We start from the raw sequence: 20,519 nt of genomic DNA on the forward strand, positions 1-20,519 counted from the left end.
GCCAAAGCCTCATTGTTTTAGCTTCGCCTGCCGGGTACGACGACCTTCGGGAGCCCAGTCAAGGGCCCCGACGCGCCATAGGTAGACAAGACCTGCCAACAGAATTGCTATGAAAACGAGTGCTTCGACGAATCCGGTCCAGCCGCTTTCGCGGACGGACACAGACCAGGCAAAGAGAAAGAGGGCTTCGATGTCGAAGATCACGAAGAGCATCGCGACCAGATAGAATTTTGCCGAAAGGCGCAGACGCGCACTGCCGGTTGGCAGCATGCCGGACTCGAACGGTTCGTTTTTGCTGCGACCCCAGGCTTTGCTGCCCAGGATGCTGGAGAGACCGAGCATGAAGGCGCAAAGGCCGACAACACCCAAGAGGAAAATGGCGAAGCCCCAGTTGTGGGCAATCAATCCTGTTGAATCTTGCATACTGGCAGTCCTTAACAGAGAGCAAAGGTCTCTGGGCTTGGTGAAGAGAATAGCTGAGTGACGATATGTCGCAGGTAATCAATCCATTGATTTTATGGCTAAACAGTTGGCAAGTAAATTTACTACATCAAAATTATTGAATGAATTAATCGTCAGGGTTGGGTGGTCCGGGCTGCAGGGCAGGTGGGGCGGGCATTACGTGGCATTTTGTTAATTATGTTTCTTGCCGGGTGCAACGAAATTTAACCGCTACTCTAAATGATAATTAATATCATTTAGAGGTTCTTCCCATAGTGTAGTCGCGATATTGTCCGACTACCGCGCTTTATTAGCCGTCGCACAGTTTTAACAATGAAGTGAGAAGGCCGCCGCAAAACGCGATTCTTTCTGTCGCGCAAACAAACAGACCGCCTCGAGGGCGGCCTGTTTGCGTACGGCGAGGGAGGGATCAGTGGAACTGTTCTTCCTCGGTGGAGCCGGTCAGCGCGGTCACCGAAGACGCGCCACCCTGGATCACGGTGGTCATGTCGTCGAAGTAGCCGGTGCCCACTTCCTGCTGGTGCGCCACGAAGGTGTAACCCTTGTTGGCGTCAGCGAATTCCTGCTCCTGCAGCTTCACGTAGGCGGTCATGTCGTTGCGGGCGTAGTCGTGCGCCAGGTTGAACATGCTGTGCCACATGTTGTGAATGCCTGCCAGCGTGATGAACTGATGCTTGTAGCCCATGGCCGACAGCTCGCGCTGGAACTTGGCGATGGTCGCGTCGTCCAGGTTCTTTTTCCAGTTGAAGGAAGGCGAGCAGTTGTAGGACAGCAATTGGTCCGGGTATTCCTTTTTGATCGCTTCGGCGAAGCGACGGGCTTCGTCCAGGTCCGGCTTAGCCGTTTCGCACCAGATCAGATCGGCGTACGGCGCGTAGGCCAGGCCGCGGGAGATGGCCTGGTCCAGACCGGCGCGTACCTTGTAGAAGCCTTCCGGGGTGCGGGTGCCGGTTACGAACGGTTGGTCGTACGGGTCGCAGTCGGAGGTCAACAGGTCGGCGGCGTTGGCGTCGGTACGGGCCAGAATAATGGTCGGTACACCGGCAACGTCAGCCGCCAGGCGCGCAGCCACCAGTTTCTGTACGGCTTCCTGGGTCGGCACCAGAACCTTGCCGCCCATGTGGCCGCATTTCTTCACCGAGGCCAGTTGGTCTTCGAAGTGCACGCCGGCGGCGCCCGCTTCGATCATGTTCTTCATCAGCTCGTAGGCGTTGAGTACGCCGCCGAAACCGGCTTCGGCGTCAGCCACGATCGGTGCGAAGTAGTCGATATAGCCTTCATCGCCCGGGTTCTTGCCGGCTTTCCACTGGATCTGGTCGGCGCGACGGAACGAGTTGTTGATGCGCTTGACTACGGTTGGAACCGAATCCACCGGGTACAGCGACTGGTCCGGGTACATCGACTCGGCCGAGTTGTTGTCGGCGGCAACCTGCCAGCCGGACAGGTAGATGGCCTGGATACCGGCCTTGACCTGTTGTACCGCCTGGCCACCGGTAAGGGCGCCCATGCAGTTGACGAAGTCCTTGTCGGGACGAAACGACGGCTTGGCACCTTGGGTGACCAGGTTCCAGAGCTTTTCGGCGCCCAGCTTGGCAAACGTGTGTTCAGGTTGAACCGAGCCACGCAGGCGGACGACGTCAGCAGCGGAATAAGTACGGGTCACGTTTTTCCAGCGCGGATTTTCGGCCCAGTCTTTTTCGATAGCCGCTATTTGTTGTTCGCGTGTCAGTGCCATGGAGATAAACCTCGTCGCATATCTTGGTTGAAAGTCCCTGCTCCGCCAAACCGCACCTTCAAGGCGCAGGAATGGATGCTCGCTGACCAGACGCTGGCTGCAAGGCCGTTGTTCGGGCGAGGAAGACGACGGTTACGAATGTTGACACTGAGGGGTAGAAGGCCGGGCGACATGGGGTGGCCGTAGTGGGCAAGTTGGCTCGTGGATGCCGTGTTGCTGACACTGCGGATTTGCCGGGCTGCGTACTGCGCTTCCGTCCCTCGGGACAACTTCGTTCCAGTCGCAACCTCGTCAAACTGCCTTGTGGGCGTACTAACACGAATCGACTCGGTGGGGTGCTTCGAGTGGCGATCCGGAGGCTTTGCAGAGCCTCTGATTAGCGGGAGCGGGGTCATCATGCAACGGCATTTTTCACCCGTCAAACATTTTGTAGTGTTTTTTTAGAGGCACTACATCTTTGGTCTAATGCGACTAATCAGTCAGTTCAGGGCTGATAAGTATCGATTTTCCGGGGCGCTCCGGCGGGCATTGGCTCAATCCAGAGTTTCCACCTTCACGCGTAGAGTCATGTCGTCGCGACCCTGGGTGGCGTAGCGTTTGGCGACGCCCTGCTGATCGGCAGTGGATTGATTGCTGACCCCCGCCAGCGTGATCCATTCGCCCAGGCGGCCGCTGACCTGGCTGTCAGTGCTTTGCACCTTGATCGCATCAGCCTGTTCCTGACTCATGCGGTCGCGGTTGGTGCTGATGTTCAGGTGTACGATGTCGCCGGTGATGCTGGCAGTGACGTAGAAGCCCTGAGTGACGTTGCGGTACTGAGTATCGGTGCGCGAGTAGCCGTAGCTATCGGTCTGGCTGGTGGTCAGGGGCACGCTCTGGCCGACCTGGATCAGCGCAGGCGTACCTTCGCTGGCCTGGACCTGCTGGCTGCCGCCTTCGCGGCTGGCGGTGCCGTAGCTGATCACCCGGCCCTGATTGTTGCCGGAGATGTTCTGGTTGGCGGTATCACTGGTGTCGACAGTGATTAGCAGGCGCTTGGGCGCGGTGTCCAATTGCTTGAGCAGGCCGCGCAGCTCGTCGATCTTGCCGGGCTCGGCATTGACGATCAGCTGGTTGCCGTAGGCGCTGACGGTGCCGTCCTTGCCGATGAAGGATTTGGCCACCGGCAGCAGGTCATCACTGGTGCGATAGCTCAGTGGCAACACTTCGGTAGCGGCCATGGCGCAGACGCTACATGTGAGCAGCAGGGTGGTGAACAGGGTGCGTAAAGACATGTGCTTTTTCTCCGCAAACGGCGCGTTAGAGCCTGATTGTTGCCAGTTTGCCAGTTTGTCGGCCTGCAGGGAGGCAAATTGAATCGGGCATGGCAAAACGCCCCGGCATCTGCACTTCAGCATAGTCAGGCTGAAGTGAGATGACAGGGCGTTCAGATTGCGTCACGCGGGTGTATCAGTTGCCGCTGCGCACCATATCGACATGGGGCAGGCCGGCTTCGAGGAACTCGTCGCTGACCACAGTAAAGCCAAAGCGCTGGTAGAAACCGGTGGCCTGAACCTGGGCGCTGAGCTTCTGCTGTTGCAGGCCGCGGCGTTCGGCTTCGCTGATGACCGCTTGCAGCAGCGCTTCGCCGACTTTCAGGCCGCGCCAGTCCTTGAGCACCGACAGCCGACCGATCTCGCCGTCCGGCAGCAGGCGAGCGGTGCCGATCGGGTAGTCACCCTCGAAGGCGAGGAAGTGAATGGCGTCGGCGTCTTCGGCATCCCATTCCAGTTCTGGCGGCACCGACTGCTCGGCGATGAACACTGCTTCGCGGATGCGGCGGATCGGCGCATTGTCCTTGTGCCAGTCAGCAACACTTACGTGGAGTCTATTCATCGGCAAATCCCAGGCTTCCTTGTTTGACCAGCTCGCAGAGCAGGTTGCGTCCTTCTTCGTCGATCAGCCACTGCTCGAGGTTTTCACTGTGCAGTGCATCGGCGGCGCAGATGAGTTTGAGCAGTTCACGCAGGTGACCCGGCAGCAGACGGCTCTGGCCGCTGGCGAATAGTAGCAAATCGTCATCCACTTCAGACCAGGCCAGGCGCGCGCTTGGGTTACGAATGAGGATTGCGCCCTGTTCCAGGCTGCCGAGCAGGTCTTCTTCCTGAAGATCCTCTGCACCTGCGACCAGTTCCGGGTAGCGTGGCTCGGTCATGAACTGGCCGAACCAGGTCAGCAGCAGACGCTCGTCGCTCATGTGCTCGGCCAGCAGGCCCTTGAGGCGGTCCAGGGCATCGTGCTGGATCTGGTGCGGATCGCTGACGGGCTGTGCGTCGGCATCGCTGTAGCGGTCTTCGTCTGGCAGGAACTGGCTGAGGAAGTCGGTGAAGTGGGTCAGCACTTCTGCGGCGCTTGGTGCGCGGAAGCCCACCGAATAGGTCACGCATTCGTCCACGGCAACGCCCCAGTGCGCCAGGCGCGGCGGCAGGTAGAGCATGTCGCCGGGCTCCAGGGTCCACTCTTCACTGTCCTGGAATTCGGCGAGGATGCGCAGGTCCGCGTGTTCGATCAGTTGGCTCTGGGAGTCGCACATCTGGCCGACCTTCCAGTGACGCTTGCCGTGGCCCTGCAGCAGGAACACGTCGTAGTTGTCGAAGTGCGGACCGACGCTGCCACCCGGCGCGGCGTAGCTGATCATGATGTCATCAATGCGCCAGCTCGGCAGAAAGCGGAAGTTTTCCAGCAACTCGGCGACTTCCGGGACGAACTGGTCGACGGATTGCACCAGCAGGGTCCAGTCACGCTCCGGCAGCTCGCTGAAAGCGTCTTCAGCGAACGGGCCGCGACGCATTTCCCATGGGCGTTCGCCGTGCTCGAGCACCAGACGCGATTCGACTTCTTCTTCCAGCGCCAGGCCGGCCAGCTCGTCCGGGTCGATCGGGCTCTGAAAATCCGGGATCGCCTGACGGATCAGCAAGGGCTTTTTCTGCCAGTAGTCACGCAGGAAGACGCGCGCCGAGATGCCGCCAAGCAGCTGAAGAGGAATATCAGGATTCATGTGTAACCTATTGAAAAAGCGAATTTTTACGACTGGAATAAAAACGCCCGGCTCAGCCGGGCGCTTAGAGCGTTTTGTTGCCGGTCAGATACGCGTGGCCTGGGCCACGGCATTGCCGATGTAGTTGGCTGGCGTGAGCTTTTTCAGCTCGGCGCGGGCCTCGGCAGGCATGTCCAGACCGTCGATGAAAGTCTGCAGCGCTTCGGGGCTGATGCCCTTGCCACGGGTCAATTCCTTGAGCTTCTCGTACGGGTTCTCGATGTTGTAGCGGCGCATGACCGTCTGGATCGGCTCGGCCAGGACTTCCCAGCAGGCGTCCAGGTCGGCGGCGATTTTCTGCTCGTTCAGTTCCAGCTTGCCGATGCCCTTGAGGCTGGCTTCGTAGGCAATGACGCTATGGGCAAAGCCCACGCCCAGGTTGCGCAGTACGGTGGAGTCGGTCAGGTCGCGCTGCCAGCGGGAGATCGGCAGTTTGCTCGCCAGGTGCTGGAGCAGCGCGTTGGCGATACCCAGGTTGCCTTCGGAATTTTCGAAGTCGATCGGGTTGACCTTGTGCGGCATGGTCGAGGAACCGATTTCGCCCGCGATGGTGCGCTGTTTGAAATAGCCCAGGGAGATATAGCCCCAGATATCGCGATCGAAGTCGATCAGGATGGTGTTGAAGCGGGCGATGGCATCGAACAGCTCGGCGATGTAGTCATGCGGCTCGATCTGGGTGGTGTAGGGGTTGAAGCCCAGGCCCAGCTCGTCTTCGATGAAGGCGCGTGCGTTCTCTTCCCAGTTGACATCCGGGTAGGCCGACAGGTGAGCGTTGTAGTTGCCCACGGCGCCGTTGATCTTGCCCAGCAGCGGCACGGCAGCGAATTGAGCGATCTGGCGCTCAAGACGATAGACCACGTTGGCCAGTTCCTTGCCCAGGGTAGTCGGCGATGCCGGCTGACCGTGGGTGCGCGACAGCATCGGCACGTTGGCGAAACGGATGGCCAGTTCGCGGATGGAGCCGGCGATTTCGCGCATCAGTGGCAGCAGCACGTTGTCACGGCCTTCGCGCAGCATCAGGGCGTGGGACAGGTTGTTGATGTCCTCGCTGGTGCAGGCGAAGTGGATGAACTCACTGACCTTGTTCAGTTCAGGCAGCTTGGCAGCCTGTTCCTTGAGCAGGTACTCCACGGCTTTTACGTCGTGGTTGGTGGTGCGTTCGATCTCTTTGACGCGCTCGGCGTGGACCAGGGAAAAGTCCTCGGCCAAGGTGTTGAGAATGGCATTGGCTTCGGCGGAGAACGCCGGCACTTCGGTGATTGCCGGGTGTGCGGCCAGGCGCTGGAGCCAGCGCACTTCAACCATGACGCGGAAACGGATCAGACCGTATTCGCTGAAAATAGGGCGCAGGGCCTGGGTTTTGCCGGCGTAGCGGCCGTCAACAGGGGAAACCGCAGTGAGCGAAGAGAGCTGCATGGGGTGTTCTCGGACAGTCGGTCAACGAAATTGGGCGCGTATCATACATGAAATCTCGGGTCTTACCGGTTCCGGCTGACCAACGTAGATCGCCCAGCGAGTGGAGCAAGTGTGTCGATGGCAGACGGAGTCAGCCGTGCATCAACGGGTACAGTTCTTTCAACAACTTGCGTCGGCTGACCACCAGTTGCCAGCGGTGACCGCCAACTTGTCGCCAGAGGCGGGCGCAGCGGATACCGGCCAGGAGCAGGGCGCGGATCTTCGAGGCGTTGTTGGGTTGTTGCAGGTTGCGCATGTCGCCATGCACCTGAATGCGCTGGCGCAGGGTACTCAGGGTGTCCTGGTACAGCGCGCCGGTCGCGGCAATCACATTTTCGTGGGTCGGACCGAAGTGCTCGACCTGGGATTTGATCTGCGGCAGGCGCTTGCCGATGGTGTCCAGCATGTCATCGCGCTTGGCCAGCTGACGTTCAAGACCAAGCATCGACAGGGCATAGCGCAGCGGCTCGCGTTGCAGGGTCTGCGGATCGCGTTCCAGGGCGCTGGCCAGGGCGCGGTAGCCCTCGCGCAGATTCAGGTCATCACCGCCGAAGACTTCCAGGGTGTCCTTGGGGTCCATGACCAGCAGGGTGCCGAGCATGCAGTTGAGCGCAGCTTCGCTGACCTGGCCTGTCTTGGCGATGCGATCGACCAGCACGGCGGCTTGAAACACGGCCCCCAGGGCGGTGAGTTGCTCCTGAATCGGGGTCATCAACGTTTGTCCTTGCTGTACCAGGGCTCTGCAATTTCGATGACGCCGCCGCCCAGGCAGATCTCACCGTCGTAAAACACCACGGACTGCCCGGGGGTCACGGCGCGCTGTGGCTCATCGAACACGGCGCGATAGCCGCCGTCGGCGGTCTGTTCGAGCGTGCAGGCCTGATCGCCCTGACGATAGCGGACCTTGGCGGTCAGGCGGCGCGGGCTGCTCAGGTCTACCGGGTTGACCCAGTAGATCTGCGAGGCGATCAGGGCCTGGGAGAACAGCCACGGATGGTCATTGCCCTGGCCGACGATCAGTTCGTTGTGTTCCAGGTCCTTGACCAGCACGTACCAAGGCTCGTCACCGGCGTCCTTGAGACCGCCGATACCGAGGCCCTGGCGTTGGCCGATGGTGTGGTACATGAGGCCTGCGTGACGACCGATGACTTCGCCTTCGGTGGTCTTGATCTCGCCCGGCTGGGCCGGCAGGTACTGACGCAGGAAGTCGGTGAAGCGGCGCTCGCCGATAAAGCAGATGCCGGTGGAATCCTTCTTCTTCGCCGTGGCCAGGCCGTGTTTCTCGGCGATGGCGCGTACTTCCGGCTTTTCCAACTCACCGACCGGGAACAGGGTTTTGGCGATCTGTTCGCCGCCGACGGCATGCAGGAAGTAGCTCTGATCCTTGTTCGGGTCCAGGCCCTTGAGCAGCTCGGTGCGGCCGTCAATGTCACGGCGGCGCACGTAGTGGCCGGTGGCGATCAGGTCGGCACCCAGGCTCATGGCGTAGTCGAGGAACGCCTTGAACTTGATTTCGCGGTTACACAGGATGTCCGGGTTGGGCGTGCGCCCGGCCTTGTACTCTTCGAGGAAGTGCTCGAAGACGTTGTCCCAGTATTCTGCCGCGAAGTTTGCGGTGTGCAGCTTGATGCCGATGCGGTCGCAGACTGCCTGGGCATCGGCGAGGTCTTCGCGGGCGGTGCAGTATTCCGTTCCATCGTCTTCTTCCCAGTTCTTCATGAACAGGCCTTCCACCTGATAACCCTGCTCCATGAGCAGGACGGCGGATACGGAAGAGTCTACGCCGCCGGACATGCCGACGATGACGCGCGTCTTTTCTGGGGAGGAAAGGGCTGGATCAGACATAGGAGTTCAACGGGCAGCTTCAAAAAAGACGCGATTCTAGCAGGCTCGCGTCCCTGAGTCTCATGCCGTGTCGCGCAACAGGGCAAGGCTGAAGCGTTCGCCTCCCAGGTAGTCCTCGACACAGCGCATCACCAGCTCGCTGCGCCAGCGCTGTTGTTCGCCAGCCAGTTCATCGCGGCGCAGCCATAGCGGGCCGATGATGCCTTCGTCCAGCGCCAGCTCGGGATGATGGCGCAGTGGTTTGGCAGCGAAGCAGATGCGCTGGTAAGTCACGCCATTACTGGGGGCGGTGTAGAGGTATATGCCGACCAGGCTGGTCAGTTCGACGTCCCAGCCGGTTTCTTCCAGGGTTTCGCGGATGGCGGCCTGTTGCAGGGTTTCGTTGGCTTCCAGGTGCCCGGCGGGCTGGTTGAGTACGGCGCGGCCACCCTTGAGTTCTTCGACGAAGAGGAAGCGGCCCTGATCTTCGACGATGGTGGCGACGGTGACGTGGGCAAGCCATTGCATATAGAGGATGCTCCGTGGGTTTTCAGATATATCGCGATGTCTGTAGGAGCTGCCGAAGGCTGCGAATGGCGTTGTGCGGTATAGCGCCTTCGCAGCCTTCGGCAGCTCCTACATTAAAACCTCATTCCAGATCATGAATTGAGGGGTTTTGATAACGCCAGAAACAACAACCCCGGCACAAGGCCGGGGCTGTTGAAATGCAGGGCTAGCTTAGTTCAGCGCGGCGATTGCAGCGTTGAGGGTAGGGCTAGGACGCATGGCCTTGCTGGTCTGCTCGGCATTCGGGTGGTAGTAGCCACCGATATTCACTGGCTTGCCTTGAACGGCGTTGAGCTCGGCAACGATGGTTGCTTCGTTGTCGGTCAGGGTCTTGGCCAGAGGTGCGAATTGCGCTTGCAGGGCCGCATCGTCAGTCTGTGCGGCCAGTGCCTGTGCCCAGTACAGGGCCAGGTAGAAGTGGCTGCCGCGGTTGTCGATGTTGCCGACTTTACGCGAAGGCGACTTGTTGCGGTCCAGGAACTCGCCAGTGGCCTGGTCGAGGGTCTTGGACAGAACCAGCGCTTTCGGATTGTTGTAGGCGTTGCCCAGGTGCTCCAGGGAGGCTGCCAGTGCGAGGAACTCGCCCAGGGAGTCCCAGCGCAGGAAGTTCTCTTCAACGAACTGCTGCACGTGTTTCGGAGCCGAACCGCCGGCGCCGGTTTCGAACAGGCCACCGCCGTTCATCAGCGGCACGATGGACAGCATCTTGGCGCTGGTGCCCAGTTCCATGATCGGGAACAGGTCGGTCAGGTAGTCACGCAGAACGTTACCGGTCACCGAGATGGTGTCCTTGCCGGCACGGGTGCGGTCCAGGGTGAACTTCATCGCGTCGACCGGGGACATGATCTGGATGTCCAGGCCCGACGTGTCGTGGTCGGCCAGGTACTTCTGCACTTTGGCGATCATGGCGCTGTCATGGGCCCGTGCCGGGTCCAGCCAGAATACGGCCGGGGTGTTGCTGGCGCGGGCGCGGTTGACGGCGAGCTTGACCCAGTCCTGGATCGGCGCGTCCTTGACCTGGCACATGCGCCAGATATCACCGGCTTCGACGTTCTGTTCCATCAGGACTTTGCCCTGGCCGTCGGTCACGCGGACCACACCTGGCGCCTTGATCTGGAAGGTCTTGTCGTGGGAGCCGTATTCTTCGGCTTTCTGGGCCATCAGGCCGACGTTCGGTACGCTGCCCATGGTCACTGGATCGAAGGCGCCGTGTTTCTTGCAGTCTTCGATGACGGCCTGGTAGATGGTGGCGTAGCAGCGATCCGGGATCACGGCCTTGGCATCGTGCAGTTGACCGTCGGTGCCCCACATTTTGCCGGAGTCACGGATCATCGCAGGCATCGAGGCGTCGACGATAACGTCGCTCGGTACGTGCAGGTTGGTGATGCCCTTGTCGGAGTTGACCATGGCCAGGGAAGGGCGCACGGCGTAGACCGCTTCGATGTCAGCCTTGATTTCGGCTTGCTTGTCCGCTGGCAGTGCACCAATGCGGTCGTACAGGTCGCCGATACCGTTGTTCAGGTTGAAGCCGATTTCTTTCAGGATGTCGGCGTGCTTGGTCAGTGCGTCGTTGTAGAACTCGGCAACGATCAGGCCGAACATGATCGGATCGGAGATCTTCATCATGGTGGCTTTCAAGTGCACCGAGAACAGTACGCCCTTGGCCTTGGCGTCGGCGATCTCGCCAGCCACGAAGCTGCGCAGTGCCTTGGCGCTCATCACCGAGCTGTCGATGATTTCGCCAGCCTTGACGGCGGTTTTTTCTTTCAGGACGGAAGTGGTGCCGTCCTGGGCGACCAGTTCGATCTTGACGCTGTCAGCGGCCGGGATCAGAGCGGCTTTTTCGCTGCCGTAGAAGTCGCCGTTGCTCATGAAGGCAACGTGGGATTTCGAGTCGGCGGCCCAGGCGCCCATCTTGTGCGGGTGCTTGCGTGCGTAGTTCTTGACCGACAACGGAGCGCGACGATCGGAGTTGCCTTCACGCAGAACCGGGTTCACGGCACTGCCTTTGACCTTGTCGTAGCGGGCGCGAGTGTCTTTCTCGGCGTCGGTGGTCGGGGCTTCCGGGTAATCCGGGATCTTGAAGCCCTTGTCTTGCAGTTCTTTGATGGTGGCAACCAGCTGTGGAACGGAGGCGCTGATGTTCGGCAGCTTGATGATGTTGGCTTCAGGCGTGTTGGCCAGTTCGCCGAGCTCGGCCAGATGGTCAGCCACTTGTTGATCGGCACCAAGCGACTCTGGGAAGCTTGCGAGAACACGGCCTGCCAGGGAGATATCGCGAGTTTCGACGGCGATATCGGAAGAAGCGGTGTAGGCCTCGATGATAGGCAGCAACGAATAGGTGGCGAGGGCAGGGGCTTCGTCGGTGAAGGTATAGATGATCTTCGAGCGGTTAGACATTTGGTATGAACTCTCTGTTTTGCTGAGCATGCACAAAATCTCGATCTGCGCAGGGTATGCGCGCGTGCTCACAAGTCCCTTTTGAGCCGAAAGTCGAGCTTTATTCGCGGTGATGGTGGGTGCATCAGTCGAGCGAGCGCGTGCGCCGGGTCTGGCGCTACGTACCTTAAAGGCTGAAAGTCTCGTTCCAGACTGTTAAGCCCCTATGACTCATAAGTCACGGCGCGGAGTATATCAAACGATTGCGCTCTAGCATTAATGCTATGCGTACTATCGAATGAGAGATATTCGCCGTTGGTCGAGGTCGGCAAGACGAGCGGCGCGACAACGCAGGCACGACGATGCCCTGGGGCAAGGTTGGGGGGGAGGGGGAGTGGGCGAAACGAGGGCGAGACTGCGCAACCGGCCTGTTCCAACTGCATGACGGACCGGTTTCTGAGCAATCCTGCTAAGGACCGTTGTCCTAATCGGCTGTGGCGTGCTCGGGTTTTTGAGCGGTGGCTGAGAGTCCTGCATGCGGCGTAGCGGAGGTTTCGGCAGCCTTGCCCCTTATATCCACAGCGTGCAAGCCCTTGGGCCCCTGAATGATCTCGAAGCTGACCGGCTGGCCTGCCTTGAGGGTTTTGTAACCTTCCATCTGGATGGCGGAGTAATGGACGAACAGGTCGTCATCCTTGCCGTCCTCGACGATGAAGCCATAGCCTTTAGCATTATTGAACCACTTGACCTTACCACTGAGCATAGTCATATCCCTCTGCAAAGGACTCCGTCTGGAGTATCATCCACCTCACTCCGCCTGACCGAAAAAATTTTGGTTGACTACGCGGACCCTTTTTACCCAATGTGGGTTCTATTGTTTGTAACACCGTTTAGCCGATAGTCAAGGTCATGCGGCGGTCCATTTGAAAACCGGTCAGACTGCGACTAATTATTCAATTCGCCCCCCTACGAACCTTTCTTTCCATGCATGCAATCAGCAAGATTCGACTAACATTCAATCAGGATGGTCAGCAGCCCCACGAGGACGACGCGGCCGGGATCGCGGTACAGGACGCCAAGCCGGCATTGCAGGCGCCACCAATGTACAAGGTGGTTTTATTTAACGATGATTACACCCCGATGGATTTCGTCGTCGAAGTGCTCGAGGTGTTTTTTAACCTGAATCGTGAGCTGGCGACCAAGGTCATGCTGGCCGTCCATACAGAGGGACGGGCAGTCTGCGGATTGTTTACCCGCGACATCGCCGAGACCAAGGCAACGCAGGTCAACCAATACGCCAGGGAAAGCCAGCATCCGCTACTCTGTGAGATCGAGAAGGACGGTTAAACGCCGACCACTTGGGTATGAGGTGAAGCTATGTTAAACCGTGAGCTCGAAGTCACCCTCAATCTGGCCTTCAAGGAGGCACGTTCGAAGCGTCATGAGTTCATGACCGTCGAACATCTCCTGCTGGCTCTATTGGATAATGAGGCTGCCGCCACTGTTCTGCGTGCCTGCGGCGCAAACCTCGATAAACTCAAACATGATCTGCAAGAGTTCATCGACTCCACCACCCCCCTGATCCCCGTGCATGACGAGGATCGCGAAACCCAACCTACCCTTGGCTTCCAGCGCGTATTGCAGCGCGCGGTTTTCCATGTTCAAAGCTCCGGCAAGCGTGAAGTCACCGGCGCCAACGTGCTGGTCGCGATTTTCAGCGAGCAGGAAAGCCAGGCAGTGTTCCTGCTCAAGCAGCAGAGCGTTGCCCGCATCGATGTCGTCAACTATATCGCCCATGGCATCTCCAAGGTTCCAGGGCACGGCGATCATTCTGAAGGTGAGCAAGATATGCAGGACGACGAGGGCGGTGAGTCTTCTTCCTCAGGCAATCCTCTGGATGCCTATGCCAGCAACCTGAACGAATTGGCGCGCCAGGGTCGTATCGACCCGTTGGTCGGCCGTGAGGTTGAAGTCGAGCGTGTCGCCCAGATCCTGGCGCGTCGGCGCAAGAACAACCCGTTGCTGGTGGGTGAGGCCGGCGTGGGTAAAACCGCCATCGCCGAAGGCCTGGCCAAGCGCATCGTCGACAATCAGGTGCCTGATCTGCTCGCCAGCAGCGTCGTCTACTCGCTGGACCTGGGTGCCTTGCTGGCCGGGACCAAGTATCGCGGTGATTTCGAGAAGCGCTTCAAGGCGCTGCTCAATGAACTGAAAAAACGTCCCCATGCCATCCTGTTCATCGACGAAATCCACACCATCATTGGTGCCGGTGCAGCGTCCGGCGGCGTCATGGATGCCTCCAACCTGCTCAAGCCATTGCTGTCGTCCGGGGATATCCGTTGCATCGGTTCGACCACCTTCCAGGAATTCCGCGGGATTTTCGAGAAGGACCGGGCTCTGGCGCGGCGTTTCCAGAAAGTCGATGTGTCGGAGCCTTCGGTGGATGACACCATTGGCATCCTGCGCGGCCTGAAAGGGCGCTTCGAGCAGCATCACGGTATCGAATACAGTGATGAGGCCCTGCGTGCCGCTGCTGAACTGGCTTCGCGCTACATCAACGACCGTCATATGCCCGACAAGGCCATCGACGTCATCGACGAGGCGGGTGCCTATCAGCGTCTGCAACCGGCCGACAAGCGTGTCAAACGCATTGAAGTGCCGCAGGTCGAGGATATCGTCGCCAAAATCGCGCGAATTCCGCCAAAACACGTCAACAGTTCCGACAAGGAGCTGCTGCGTAACCTGGAGCGCGATCTCAAGCTCACGGTATTCGGCCAGGATGCGGCCATCGACTCGCTGTCGACGGCCATCAAACTGTCCCGCGCTGGTCTGAAATCGCCTGACAAACCGGTCGGTTCCTTCCTGTTCGCCGGTCCTACCGGTGTCGGCAAGACCGAAGCTGCTCGCCAGTTGGCCAAGGCCCTGGGGATCGAGCTGGTGCGCTTTGACATGTCCGAGTACATGGAGCGGCATACCGTCTCGCGCCTGATCGGTGCTCCACCGGGTTACGTTGGTTTCGACCAGGGCGGTCTGTTGACCGAAGCGATCACCAAGCAGCCGCATTGCGTGTTGCTGCTCGATGAAATCGAGAAGGCCCACCCGGAAGTCTTCAACCTGCTGTTGCAGGTCATGGACCACGGTACCCTGACCGATAACAACGGGCGCAAGGCGGACTTCCGCAACGTGATCGTGATCATGACCACCAACGCCGGTGCCGAAACCGCTGCGCGGGCTTCGATTGGCTTCACGCATCAGGACCACTCGTCCGATGCCATGGAAGTCATCAAGAAGAGTTTCACGCCGGAATTCCGTAACCGCCTGGACACCATCATCCAATTCGGTCGCCTCAGCCATGAGGTTATCAAGAGTGTGGTGGACAAGTTCCTTACCGAGCTGCAGGCGCAACTGGAAGACAAGCGTGTCCTGCTGGAAGTTTCCGACGCGGCCAGAAGCTGGCTGGCGCAGGGTGGCTACGATGCAGCGATGGGTGCGCGGCCGATGGCTCGCCTGATCCAGGACAAGATCAAGCGTCCGCTGGCCGAGGAAATTCTCTTTGGCGAGCTGTCCGAGCATGGCGGCGTGGTTCACGTCGACATCAAGGACGGCGAAATCACCTTCGAGTTCGAAACCACTGCTGAAATGGCCTGAGTCTCAAGCCGATAAAAGCCCCGCATCTCGCAAGAGGTGCGGGGCTTTTTGTTGGAGAAATATGCACCTGCCGGGCTGCCGAAGGCTGCGAACGGGTTCATCTGATGCGCCACTTTCGCAGCCTTCGGCAGTTCCTGCGAAATTTCAGGCACACAAAAACGCCCGGCAGGTGCCAGGCGTTTTCATTCGAGCTTGAGTTAGCGTGCGCGGTAAGTGATGCGCCCTTTGCTCAAGTCGTAGGGCGTCAGTTCAACACGCACCTTGTCACCGGTCAAAATACGGATGTAGTTCTTGCGCATCTTGCCGGAGATGTGCGCGGTTACGACGTGCCCGTTTTCCAACTCCACACGAAACATGGTGTTGGGCAGGGTGTCGACGACAGTGCCTTCCATTTCGAAGCTGTCTTCTTTCGACATGCAGTAAAGCCCTCGGAATCTGATGAGTGGCCCGGTGCAAGTGGCGCCAGGCAAAAGCGGCGTGCATTGTGCCCGAAAAATGCGCTTTTAGCCAAGGGCTTCAATAAAGAGTCACCCACCTCTGATTCGTCAGCAGCTCAATTGGTCGATATTGGGTCTTGTAGTTCATCTTCTTGCAGTTCTTTATCCAGTAGCCCAGGTACACCGCATGCAGCTGCAGGCGGGTCGCTTCGGCGATCTGCCAGAGGATCGCGAAGCGGCCCAGGCTGCGTTTTTCTTCATCCGGCTCGTAGAAGGTATAAACCGCCGAAAGGCCGTTGGGCAGTAGGTCGGTGACGGCTACAGCTAGCAGGCGCTCGCCGGCGCGGAACTCGTAGAAGCGGGAAAACGGCAGGTCCCGCACCAGAAAGGTGGAAAACTGATCGCGGCTGGGCGGAAACATGTCGCCGTCGGCGTGGCGCTGTTCGATGTAGCGTTGGTAGAGGTCGAAATATTCTTCGGTAAAGCGCGGCTTGGTGCTGTGCACCTGGATATCGGCATTGCGCTTGACGATGCGTTTTTGCTGGCGGTCCGGGACGAAGATGTCCACCGGAATGCGCGCGGGTACGCAGGCGCTGCAGTTCTGGCAATGGGGGCGGTACAGATGATCGCCGCTGCGGCGAAAGCCCATGTCGGAAAGATCGGCATACACCTGCACGTCCATCGGCTGACTGGGGTCGAGGAACAGCGTGGTCGCCTGTTCTTCCGGCAGGTAGCTGCAGGAATGGGGTTGAGTGGCATAAAACTTCAGCCGCGCCAGCTCTGTCATATCAGCCCCCTGAGAAAAAACCCTGATTAAGAGTGTAAGCCAGCCTACCCAACTCGCCTAGGCAGCCAGTCGGCGTTATTTGCCTGATCCAGATGCTTGTGCAAAAAGTCGGCAAAGTCTCTGCGTGGAATCGCGCGGGCGCCGAAGCTATGCAGGTGCTCGGTGGGCATCTGGCAGTCGATCAACACGAAGCCCCAGGCACGCAGGCGCTCTACCAGCGTGGCGAAGCCGACTTTGGAGGCGTTGTCGGTGCGGCTGAACATGGACTCGCCGAAAAACAACTGGCCCATTGCCAGGCCGTAGAGTCCGCCGACCAATTGACCCTGTTCCCAGACTTCGACGCTGTGGGCGTGACCGCGTCGATGCAGCTCAAGGTAAGCCGTTTGCATGGCTCCGGTGATCCAGGTGCCATCAACGTAATCCCTGGGGGCGGCGCAGCCCTGGATTACAGCCGCGAAATCCCGATCGAATGTGACTTCGAAGCGGCCCTGGCGCATGACCTTGGCCAGGCTGCGGGAAATGTGTATTTCTTCAGGAAACAGCACCGTGCGCGGATCCGGTGACCACCAGAGGATCGGCTGGCCCTCCATGAACCACGGAAAACAGCCATGGCGATAGGCGCTGACCAGGCGGTCTGGCGATAAATCGCCGCCGGCGGCGAGCAGGCCATCGGGATCGCGCAAGGCCTTGGCCAGGGGCGGGAAGTCGAACGTGTTGCGTTGTAACCAGGTCAGCATAGATTCAGGGCTTGGCAGGGGAGGGGAGGGCGGCACCCAGGGTGCAACTCCAGGGCCCAAGTGTGGTCACAGTTCGTCGCCATTTTGAAGTCTCCGTTTACACTTTTGTACTGCGGGCTGTTCTTGGCTCGGGTCGATGGTCAGGAATACGACATAAGCCTTTGTCACGCAAGGCAATGCGTGGTCCAATTGAGCGTTATGGCTGGCCCTTGAAGATATACGCGGCGCACGCCAGACTAGCTATTTGCAAAATCAATGTTCAACTACAGATGTTCGCGCCCGGCGCAGGAAAACAAGCGTTTTGAAGAAGTCCACCTTAGCACCCAGCCCTGTTCCACTCTGGCGGCAACAGTTGCACTACCGACTCAAGGAAGGTGCGCTGATTGCCTTCGGGGCGCTGTGCCTCTATCTGATGATGGCTTTGTTGAGCTACGACCCGAACGATCCGGGCTGGAGTCACACCAGCAGTGCCGTGCAAGTGCAGAACGCCGCTGGCCGCGCGGGGGCCTTCAGCGCCGATATTCTGTTCATGGTGCTGGGCTATTTCGCCTACATCTTCCCGTTGTTGCTGGCGGTCAAGGCCTGGCAGGTGTTTCGCCAGCGTCACGAACCCTGGCAGTGGAGCGGCTGGTTGTTCTCCTGGCGCCTGATCGGCCTGGTGTTCCTGATACTGGCAGGTGCCGCCCTGGCCCATATCCATTTCCACTATTCGGCTGGCTTCCCTGGTTCGGCTGGCGGTGTGTTGGGCGAAGTCCTTGGCGATCTGGCGCAGAAAGCGCTGAATATTCAGGGCAGCACCTTGCTGTTCATCGCCCTGTTCCTGTTCGGCCTCACCGTATTCACTGACTTGTCCTGGTTCAAGGTCATGGATCTGACCGGCAAGATCACCCTCGACCTGCTTGAGCTGTTCCAGGGCGCCGCCAATCGCTGGTGGATGGCTCGCACCGAACGCAAGCAGATGGTGGCGCAACTGCGCGAAGTCGATGTGCGGGTCAAGGACGTGGTGGCGCCGGTTGCGTCGGATCGTCGTGAGCAGGTCAAGGCCAAGGAGCGCCTGATCGAGCGTGAACAGTCCCTCAGCACCCATATGACTGAGCGCGAGAAGCACGTTCCGCCTGTTATCGCCCCGGCACCGGTCCGTCCGCCGGAGCCGAGCAAGCGTGTGCAGAAGGAAAAACAGGTGTCGTTGTTCGTCGACAGCGCCGTGGAAGGCACGCTGCCACCGATCTCGATCCTCGATCCGGCCGAGAAGAAAAAGCTCAATTACTCCCCCGAATCCCTTGCGGCCGTTGGTCATCTGCTGGAAATCAAGCTCAAGGAATTCGGCGTCGAAGTGACCGTGGACTCGATTCATCCGGGGCCGGTCATTACCCGTTACGAAATCCAGCCGGCCGCGGGCGTGAAAGTCAGCCGTATCGCCAACCTCGCCAAGGACCTGGCACGTTCCCTGGCCGTGACCAGCGTGCGGGTGGTTGAGGTGATTCCGGGCAAGACCACCGTGGGTATCGAGATCCCCAACGAGGACCGGCAGATCGTGCGTTTTTCCGAAGTGCTGTCGTCGCCGGAATACGATGACGCCAAGTCACCGGTCACCATGGCCCTGGGCCATGATATTGGCGGCAAGCCGATTATCGTTGACCTGGCGAAAATGCCTCACCTGCTGGTAGCCGGTACGACCGGTTCCGGTAAGTCGGTGGGGGTCAACGCCATGATCCTGTCGATCCTGTTCAAGTCGGGCCCGGAAGACGCCCGCCTGATCATGATCGACCCGAAAATGCTTGAATTGTCGATCTACGAAGGCATTCCGCATCTGCTCTGCCCGGTAGTGACCGATATGAAAGACGCGGCCAATGCCCTGCGCTGGAGCGTCGCCGAGATGGAGCGCCGCTACAAGCTGATGGCGGCCATGGGCGTGCGCAACCTCGCGGGCTTCAACCGCAAGGTCAAGGACGCCGAGGAAGAGGGCGCGCCCATCTCCGACCCGACCTATCGCCGCGAAAGCATTCATGACGAAGCGCCACTGCTCAAGACCCTGCCGACCATTGTGGTAGTGGTCGACGAATTCGCCGACATGATGATGATCGTCGGCAAGAAGGTCGAAGAGCTGATCGCCCGTATCGCCCAGAAGGCCCGTGCCGCCGGTATCCACCTGATCCTGGCGACCCAGCGTCCGTCCGTGGACGTGATCACGGGTCTGATCAAGGCCAACATCCCGACGCGCATGGCGTTCCAGGTATCGAGCAAGATCGATTCCCGGACCATCATCGATCAGGGCGGTGCCGAGCAACTGCTGGGTCATGGTGACATGCTGTACATGCCACCGGGCACCAGCCTGCCGATCCGTGTGCATGGCGCCTTCGTTTCCGACGATGAGGTCCATCGCGTGGTGGAGGCCTGGAAGTTGCGGGGTGTGCCGGACTACAACGAAGACATTCTCGCTGGCGTCGAGGAGCCGGGTAGCGGTTTCGACGGTGGCAGCGGTGAAGGCGCCGAGGACAGCGAGAGTGATGCGCTGTATGACGAGGCCGTCAAATTCGTCCTGGAAAGCCGCCGTGCTTCGATCTCTGCCGTGCAGCGCAAGCTCAAGATCGGTTACAACCGTGCGGCGCGGATGATCGAAGCGATGGAAATGGCGGGCGTCGTGACGTCCATGAACACCAACGGCTCGCGCGAAGTGATTGCGCCGGGCCCGATGCGCGACTGACCCGTCAGCTGCGCCATTTGCCCGGCACGCGTACCGACGCGCTGCCGCAAGCCTACTGCATTCAAGAGGACTCCCATGCGTCTGATCCGCCTGTTACTGGCTACTGCTCTGACCTTTTCCGTTGTCCCGGCCCATGCCGACAGCAAGGACGTGGCACGTCTGACTCAGTTGCTGGAAAATTCCAAGACCCTGAGCGCCCGTTTCTCGCAACTGAGCCTGGACGGTTCCGGCACGCAGTTGCAGGAAACCGCAGGTGACATGATCCTGCAGCGCCCTGGCCAGTTCTACTGGCACACCGATGCGCCGCAGGAGCAACTGATGGTCTCCGATGGCAAGAAGGTTTCCCTGTGGGACCCGGACTTGCAACAGGTCACCATCAAGAACCTCGATCAGCGTTTGACCCAGACTCCGGCGCTGCTGCTGTCCGGTGATGTGTCGAAGATCGGTCAGAGTTTTGATATCACCGCCAAGGAAGCCGGCGGCGTAATCGATTTCGTGCTCAAGCCCAAGACCAAGGACTCCCTGTTCGACAGCCTGCGCCTATCTTTTCGCAATGGCCTGATCAACGACATGCAGTTGATCGATAGTGTCGGCCAGCGCACCAATATCCTGTTCACCGGGGTCAAGGCCAACGAGACCGTAGCGGCGAACAAATTCCAGTTCCAGGTCCCGAAGGGCGCTGACGTCATTCAGGAATAAGAGGTTTCA

18 protein-coding genes are annotated in these 20,519 nt (G+C 59.5%); 4 read left to right on the forward strand and 14 right to left on the reverse strand.

The genetic code is table 11. The features are described 5' to 3' along the window. Positions 1-9 precede the first annotated feature (9 nt). The 11 genes from M2401_RS22435 to cspD all read right to left on the reverse strand — a co-directional run bounded on the left by M2401_RS22435 (position 10) and on the right by cspD (position 12,261). On the reverse strand, positions 10-423 hold the full coding sequence (locus M2401_RS22435) for an NADH-quinone oxidoreductase subunit A (protein WP_259106040.1): 414 nt from the start codon (positions 421-423) through the stop codon (positions 10-12). Between the two features lie 448 nt (positions 424-871). After that, complete coding sequence (gene aceA / locus M2401_RS22440; RefSeq protein ID WP_259106041.1) at positions 872-2,197, reverse strand: isocitrate lyase; 1,326 nt, start codon at positions 2,195-2,197, stop codon at positions 872-874. A 533-nt stretch (positions 2,198-2,730) separates the two neighbouring features. Next, complete coding sequence (locus M2401_RS22445; RefSeq protein WP_259106042.1) at positions 2,731-3,471, reverse strand: secretin N-terminal domain-containing protein; 741 nt, start codon at positions 3,469-3,471, stop codon at positions 2,731-2,733. A gap of 175 nt (positions 3,472-3,646) precedes the next feature. After that, positions 3,647-4,072 carry a GNAT family N-acetyltransferase gene (locus tag M2401_RS22450; RefSeq protein WP_259106043.1) on the reverse strand — a complete coding sequence of 142 codons (426 nt, stop codon included), beginning with the start codon at positions 4,070-4,072 and terminating at the stop codon, positions 3,647-3,649. Further along, positions 4,065-5,234, reverse strand: a complete 1,170-nt coding sequence (locus M2401_RS22455) for a cupin domain-containing protein (RefSeq protein WP_259106044.1) — start codon at positions 5,232-5,234, stop codon at positions 4,065-4,067. Before M2401_RS22455 ends, M2401_RS22450 begins: the two co-directional genes overlap by 8 nt. Positions 5,235-5,318: 84 nt before the next feature. After that, positions 5,319-6,689, reverse strand: a complete 1,371-nt coding sequence (gene purB / locus M2401_RS22460; protein ID WP_259106045.1) for an adenylosuccinate lyase — start codon at positions 6,687-6,689, stop codon at positions 5,319-5,321. 130 nt (positions 6,690-6,819) lie between these two features. Next, entirely contained in the window at positions 6,820-7,440 is a 621-nt protein-coding gene (gene hflD, locus M2401_RS22465; RefSeq protein WP_259106046.1) for a high frequency lysogenization protein HflD, read from the reverse strand. Continuing rightward, positions 7,440-8,573, reverse strand: a complete 1,134-nt coding sequence (mnmA, locus tag M2401_RS22470) for a tRNA 2-thiouridine(34) synthase MnmA (protein ID WP_259106047.1) — start codon at positions 8,571-8,573, stop codon at positions 7,440-7,442. Before mnmA ends, hflD begins: the two co-directional genes overlap by 1 nt. Positions 8,574-8,633: 60 nt before the next feature. After that, positions 8,634-9,080 (reverse strand): NUDIX hydrolase, encoded by a 447-nt coding sequence (locus tag M2401_RS22475; protein ID WP_259106048.1) that lies wholly within the window; start codon positions 9,078-9,080, stop codon positions 8,634-8,636. 210 nt (positions 9,081-9,290) lie between these two features. Then, complete coding sequence (locus M2401_RS22480) at positions 9,291-11,519, reverse strand: NADP-dependent isocitrate dehydrogenase (protein WP_259106049.1); 2,229 nt, start codon at positions 11,517-11,519, stop codon at positions 9,291-9,293. 463 nt (positions 11,520-11,982) lie between these two features. Further along, complete coding sequence (gene cspD, locus M2401_RS22485) at positions 11,983-12,261, reverse strand: cold shock domain-containing protein CspD (protein ID WP_259106278.1); 279 nt, start codon at positions 12,259-12,261, stop codon at positions 11,983-11,985. A gap of 221 nt (positions 12,262-12,482) precedes the next feature. On the opposite strand from cspD, the gene clpS reads away from it, so the two are divergent. Next, on the forward strand, positions 12,483-12,845 hold the full coding sequence (gene clpS, locus M2401_RS22490; protein ID WP_259106050.1) for an ATP-dependent Clp protease adapter ClpS: 363 nt from the start codon (positions 12,483-12,485) through the stop codon (positions 12,843-12,845). Between the two features lie 30 nt (positions 12,846-12,875). Next, positions 12,876-15,146, forward strand: coding sequence for an ATP-dependent Clp protease ATP-binding subunit ClpA (clpA, locus tag M2401_RS22495; RefSeq protein WP_259106051.1), 2,271 nt, complete (start codon positions 12,876-12,878; stop codon positions 15,144-15,146). A gap of 197 nt (positions 15,147-15,343) precedes the next feature. Here clpA and infA read toward each other — a convergent pair whose 3' ends face one another. From infA to aat, 3 genes are all read right to left on the reverse strand, one after another. Next, a complete protein-coding gene (gene infA, locus M2401_RS22500) occupies positions 15,344-15,562 on the reverse strand; it encodes a translation initiation factor IF-1 (protein ID WP_002553999.1) in 219 nt (72 codons plus the stop codon). 100 nt (positions 15,563-15,662) lie between these two features. Continuing rightward, on the reverse strand, positions 15,663-16,370 hold the full coding sequence (locus tag M2401_RS22505) for an arginyltransferase (protein WP_259106052.1): 708 nt from the start codon (positions 16,368-16,370) through the stop codon (positions 15,663-15,665). Between the two features lie 44 nt (positions 16,371-16,414). Then, positions 16,415-17,107 (reverse strand): leucyl/phenylalanyl-tRNA--protein transferase, encoded by a 693-nt coding sequence (aat, locus tag M2401_RS22510; RefSeq protein WP_259106053.1) that lies wholly within the window; start codon positions 17,105-17,107, stop codon positions 16,415-16,417. A gap of 301 nt (positions 17,108-17,408) precedes the next feature. Here aat and ftsK point away from each other — a divergent pair, with 301 nt between their 5' ends. Continuing rightward, the gene (gene ftsK / locus M2401_RS22515; protein ID WP_259106054.1) at positions 17,409-19,811 is read left to right on the forward strand and encodes a DNA translocase FtsK; all 2,403 of its coding nucleotides are present in this window, start codon (positions 17,409-17,411) and stop codon (positions 19,809-19,811) included. A 75-nt stretch (positions 19,812-19,886) separates the two neighbouring features. After that, positions 19,887-20,510: an outer membrane lipoprotein chaperone LolA gene (lolA, locus tag M2401_RS22520; protein WP_259106055.1), complete on the forward strand. Its 624-nt coding sequence runs from the start codon at positions 19,887-19,889 to the stop codon at positions 20,508-20,510. Positions 20,511-20,519: the final 9 nt, after the last annotated feature.

The organism is Pseudomonas sp. JUb42, from assembly GCF_024807945.1.
In the GTDB taxonomy this organism is placed as follows: domain Bacteria; phylum Pseudomonadota; class Gammaproteobacteria; order Pseudomonadales; family Pseudomonadaceae; genus Aquipseudomonas.

Bases quoted from the DNA above. Each gene is read 5' to 3' on its own strand.
- infA (WP_002553999.1), bottom strand. From the start codon at position 15,562: ATGTCGAAAGAAGACAGCTTCGAAATGGAAGGCACTGTCGTCGACACC.
- clpA (WP_259106051.1), top strand. From the start codon at position 12,876: ATGTTAAACCGTGAGCTCGAAGTCACCCTCAATCTGGCCTTCAAGGAG.
- M2401_RS22445 (WP_259106042.1), bottom strand. From the start codon at position 3,471: ATGTCTTTACGCACCCTGTTCACCACCCTGCTGCTCACATGTAGCGTC.
- cspD (WP_259106278.1), bottom strand. From the start codon at position 12,261: ATGCTCAGTGGTAAGGTCAAGTGGTTCAATAATGCTAAAGGCTATGGC.
- M2401_RS22435 (WP_259106040.1), bottom strand. From the start codon at position 423: ATGCAAGATTCAACAGGATTGATTGCCCACAACTGGGGCTTCGCCATT.
- aat (WP_259106053.1), bottom strand. From the start codon at position 17,107: ATGCTGACCTGGTTACAACGCAACACGTTCGACTTCCCGCCCCTGGCC.
- purB (WP_259106045.1), bottom strand. From the start codon at position 6,689: ATGCAGCTCTCTTCGCTCACTGCGGTTTCCCCTGTTGACGGCCGCTAC.
- lolA (WP_259106055.1), top strand. From the start codon at position 19,887: ATGCGTCTGATCCGCCTGTTACTGGCTACTGCTCTGACCTTTTCCGTT.
- clpS (WP_259106050.1), top strand. From the start codon at position 12,483: ATGCATGCAATCAGCAAGATTCGACTAACATTCAATCAGGATGGTCAG.
- M2401_RS22475 (WP_259106048.1), bottom strand. From the start codon at position 9,080: ATGCAATGGCTTGCCCACGTCACCGTCGCCACCATCGTCGAAGATCAG.
- hflD (WP_259106046.1), bottom strand. From the start codon at position 7,440: ATGACCCCGATTCAGGAGCAACTCACCGCCCTGGGGGCCGTGTTTCAA.
- M2401_RS22505 (WP_259106052.1), bottom strand. From the start codon at position 16,370: ATGACAGAGCTGGCGCGGCTGAAGTTTTATGCCACTCAACCCCATTCC.
- aceA (WP_259106041.1), bottom strand. From the start codon at position 2,197: ATGGCACTGACACGCGAACAACAAATAGCGGCTATCGAAAAAGACTGG.
- M2401_RS22450 (WP_259106043.1), bottom strand. From the start codon at position 4,072: ATGAATAGACTCCACGTAAGTGTTGCTGACTGGCACAAGGACAATGCG.
- mnmA (WP_259106047.1), bottom strand. From the start codon at position 8,573: ATGTCTGATCCAGCCCTTTCCTCCCCAGAAAAGACGCGCGTCATCGTC.
- M2401_RS22455 (WP_259106044.1), bottom strand. From the start codon at position 5,234: ATGAATCCTGATATTCCTCTTCAGCTGCTTGGCGGCATCTCGGCGCGC.
- M2401_RS22480 (WP_259106049.1), bottom strand. From the start codon at position 11,519: ATGTCTAACCGCTCGAAGATCATCTATACCTTCACCGACGAAGCCCCT.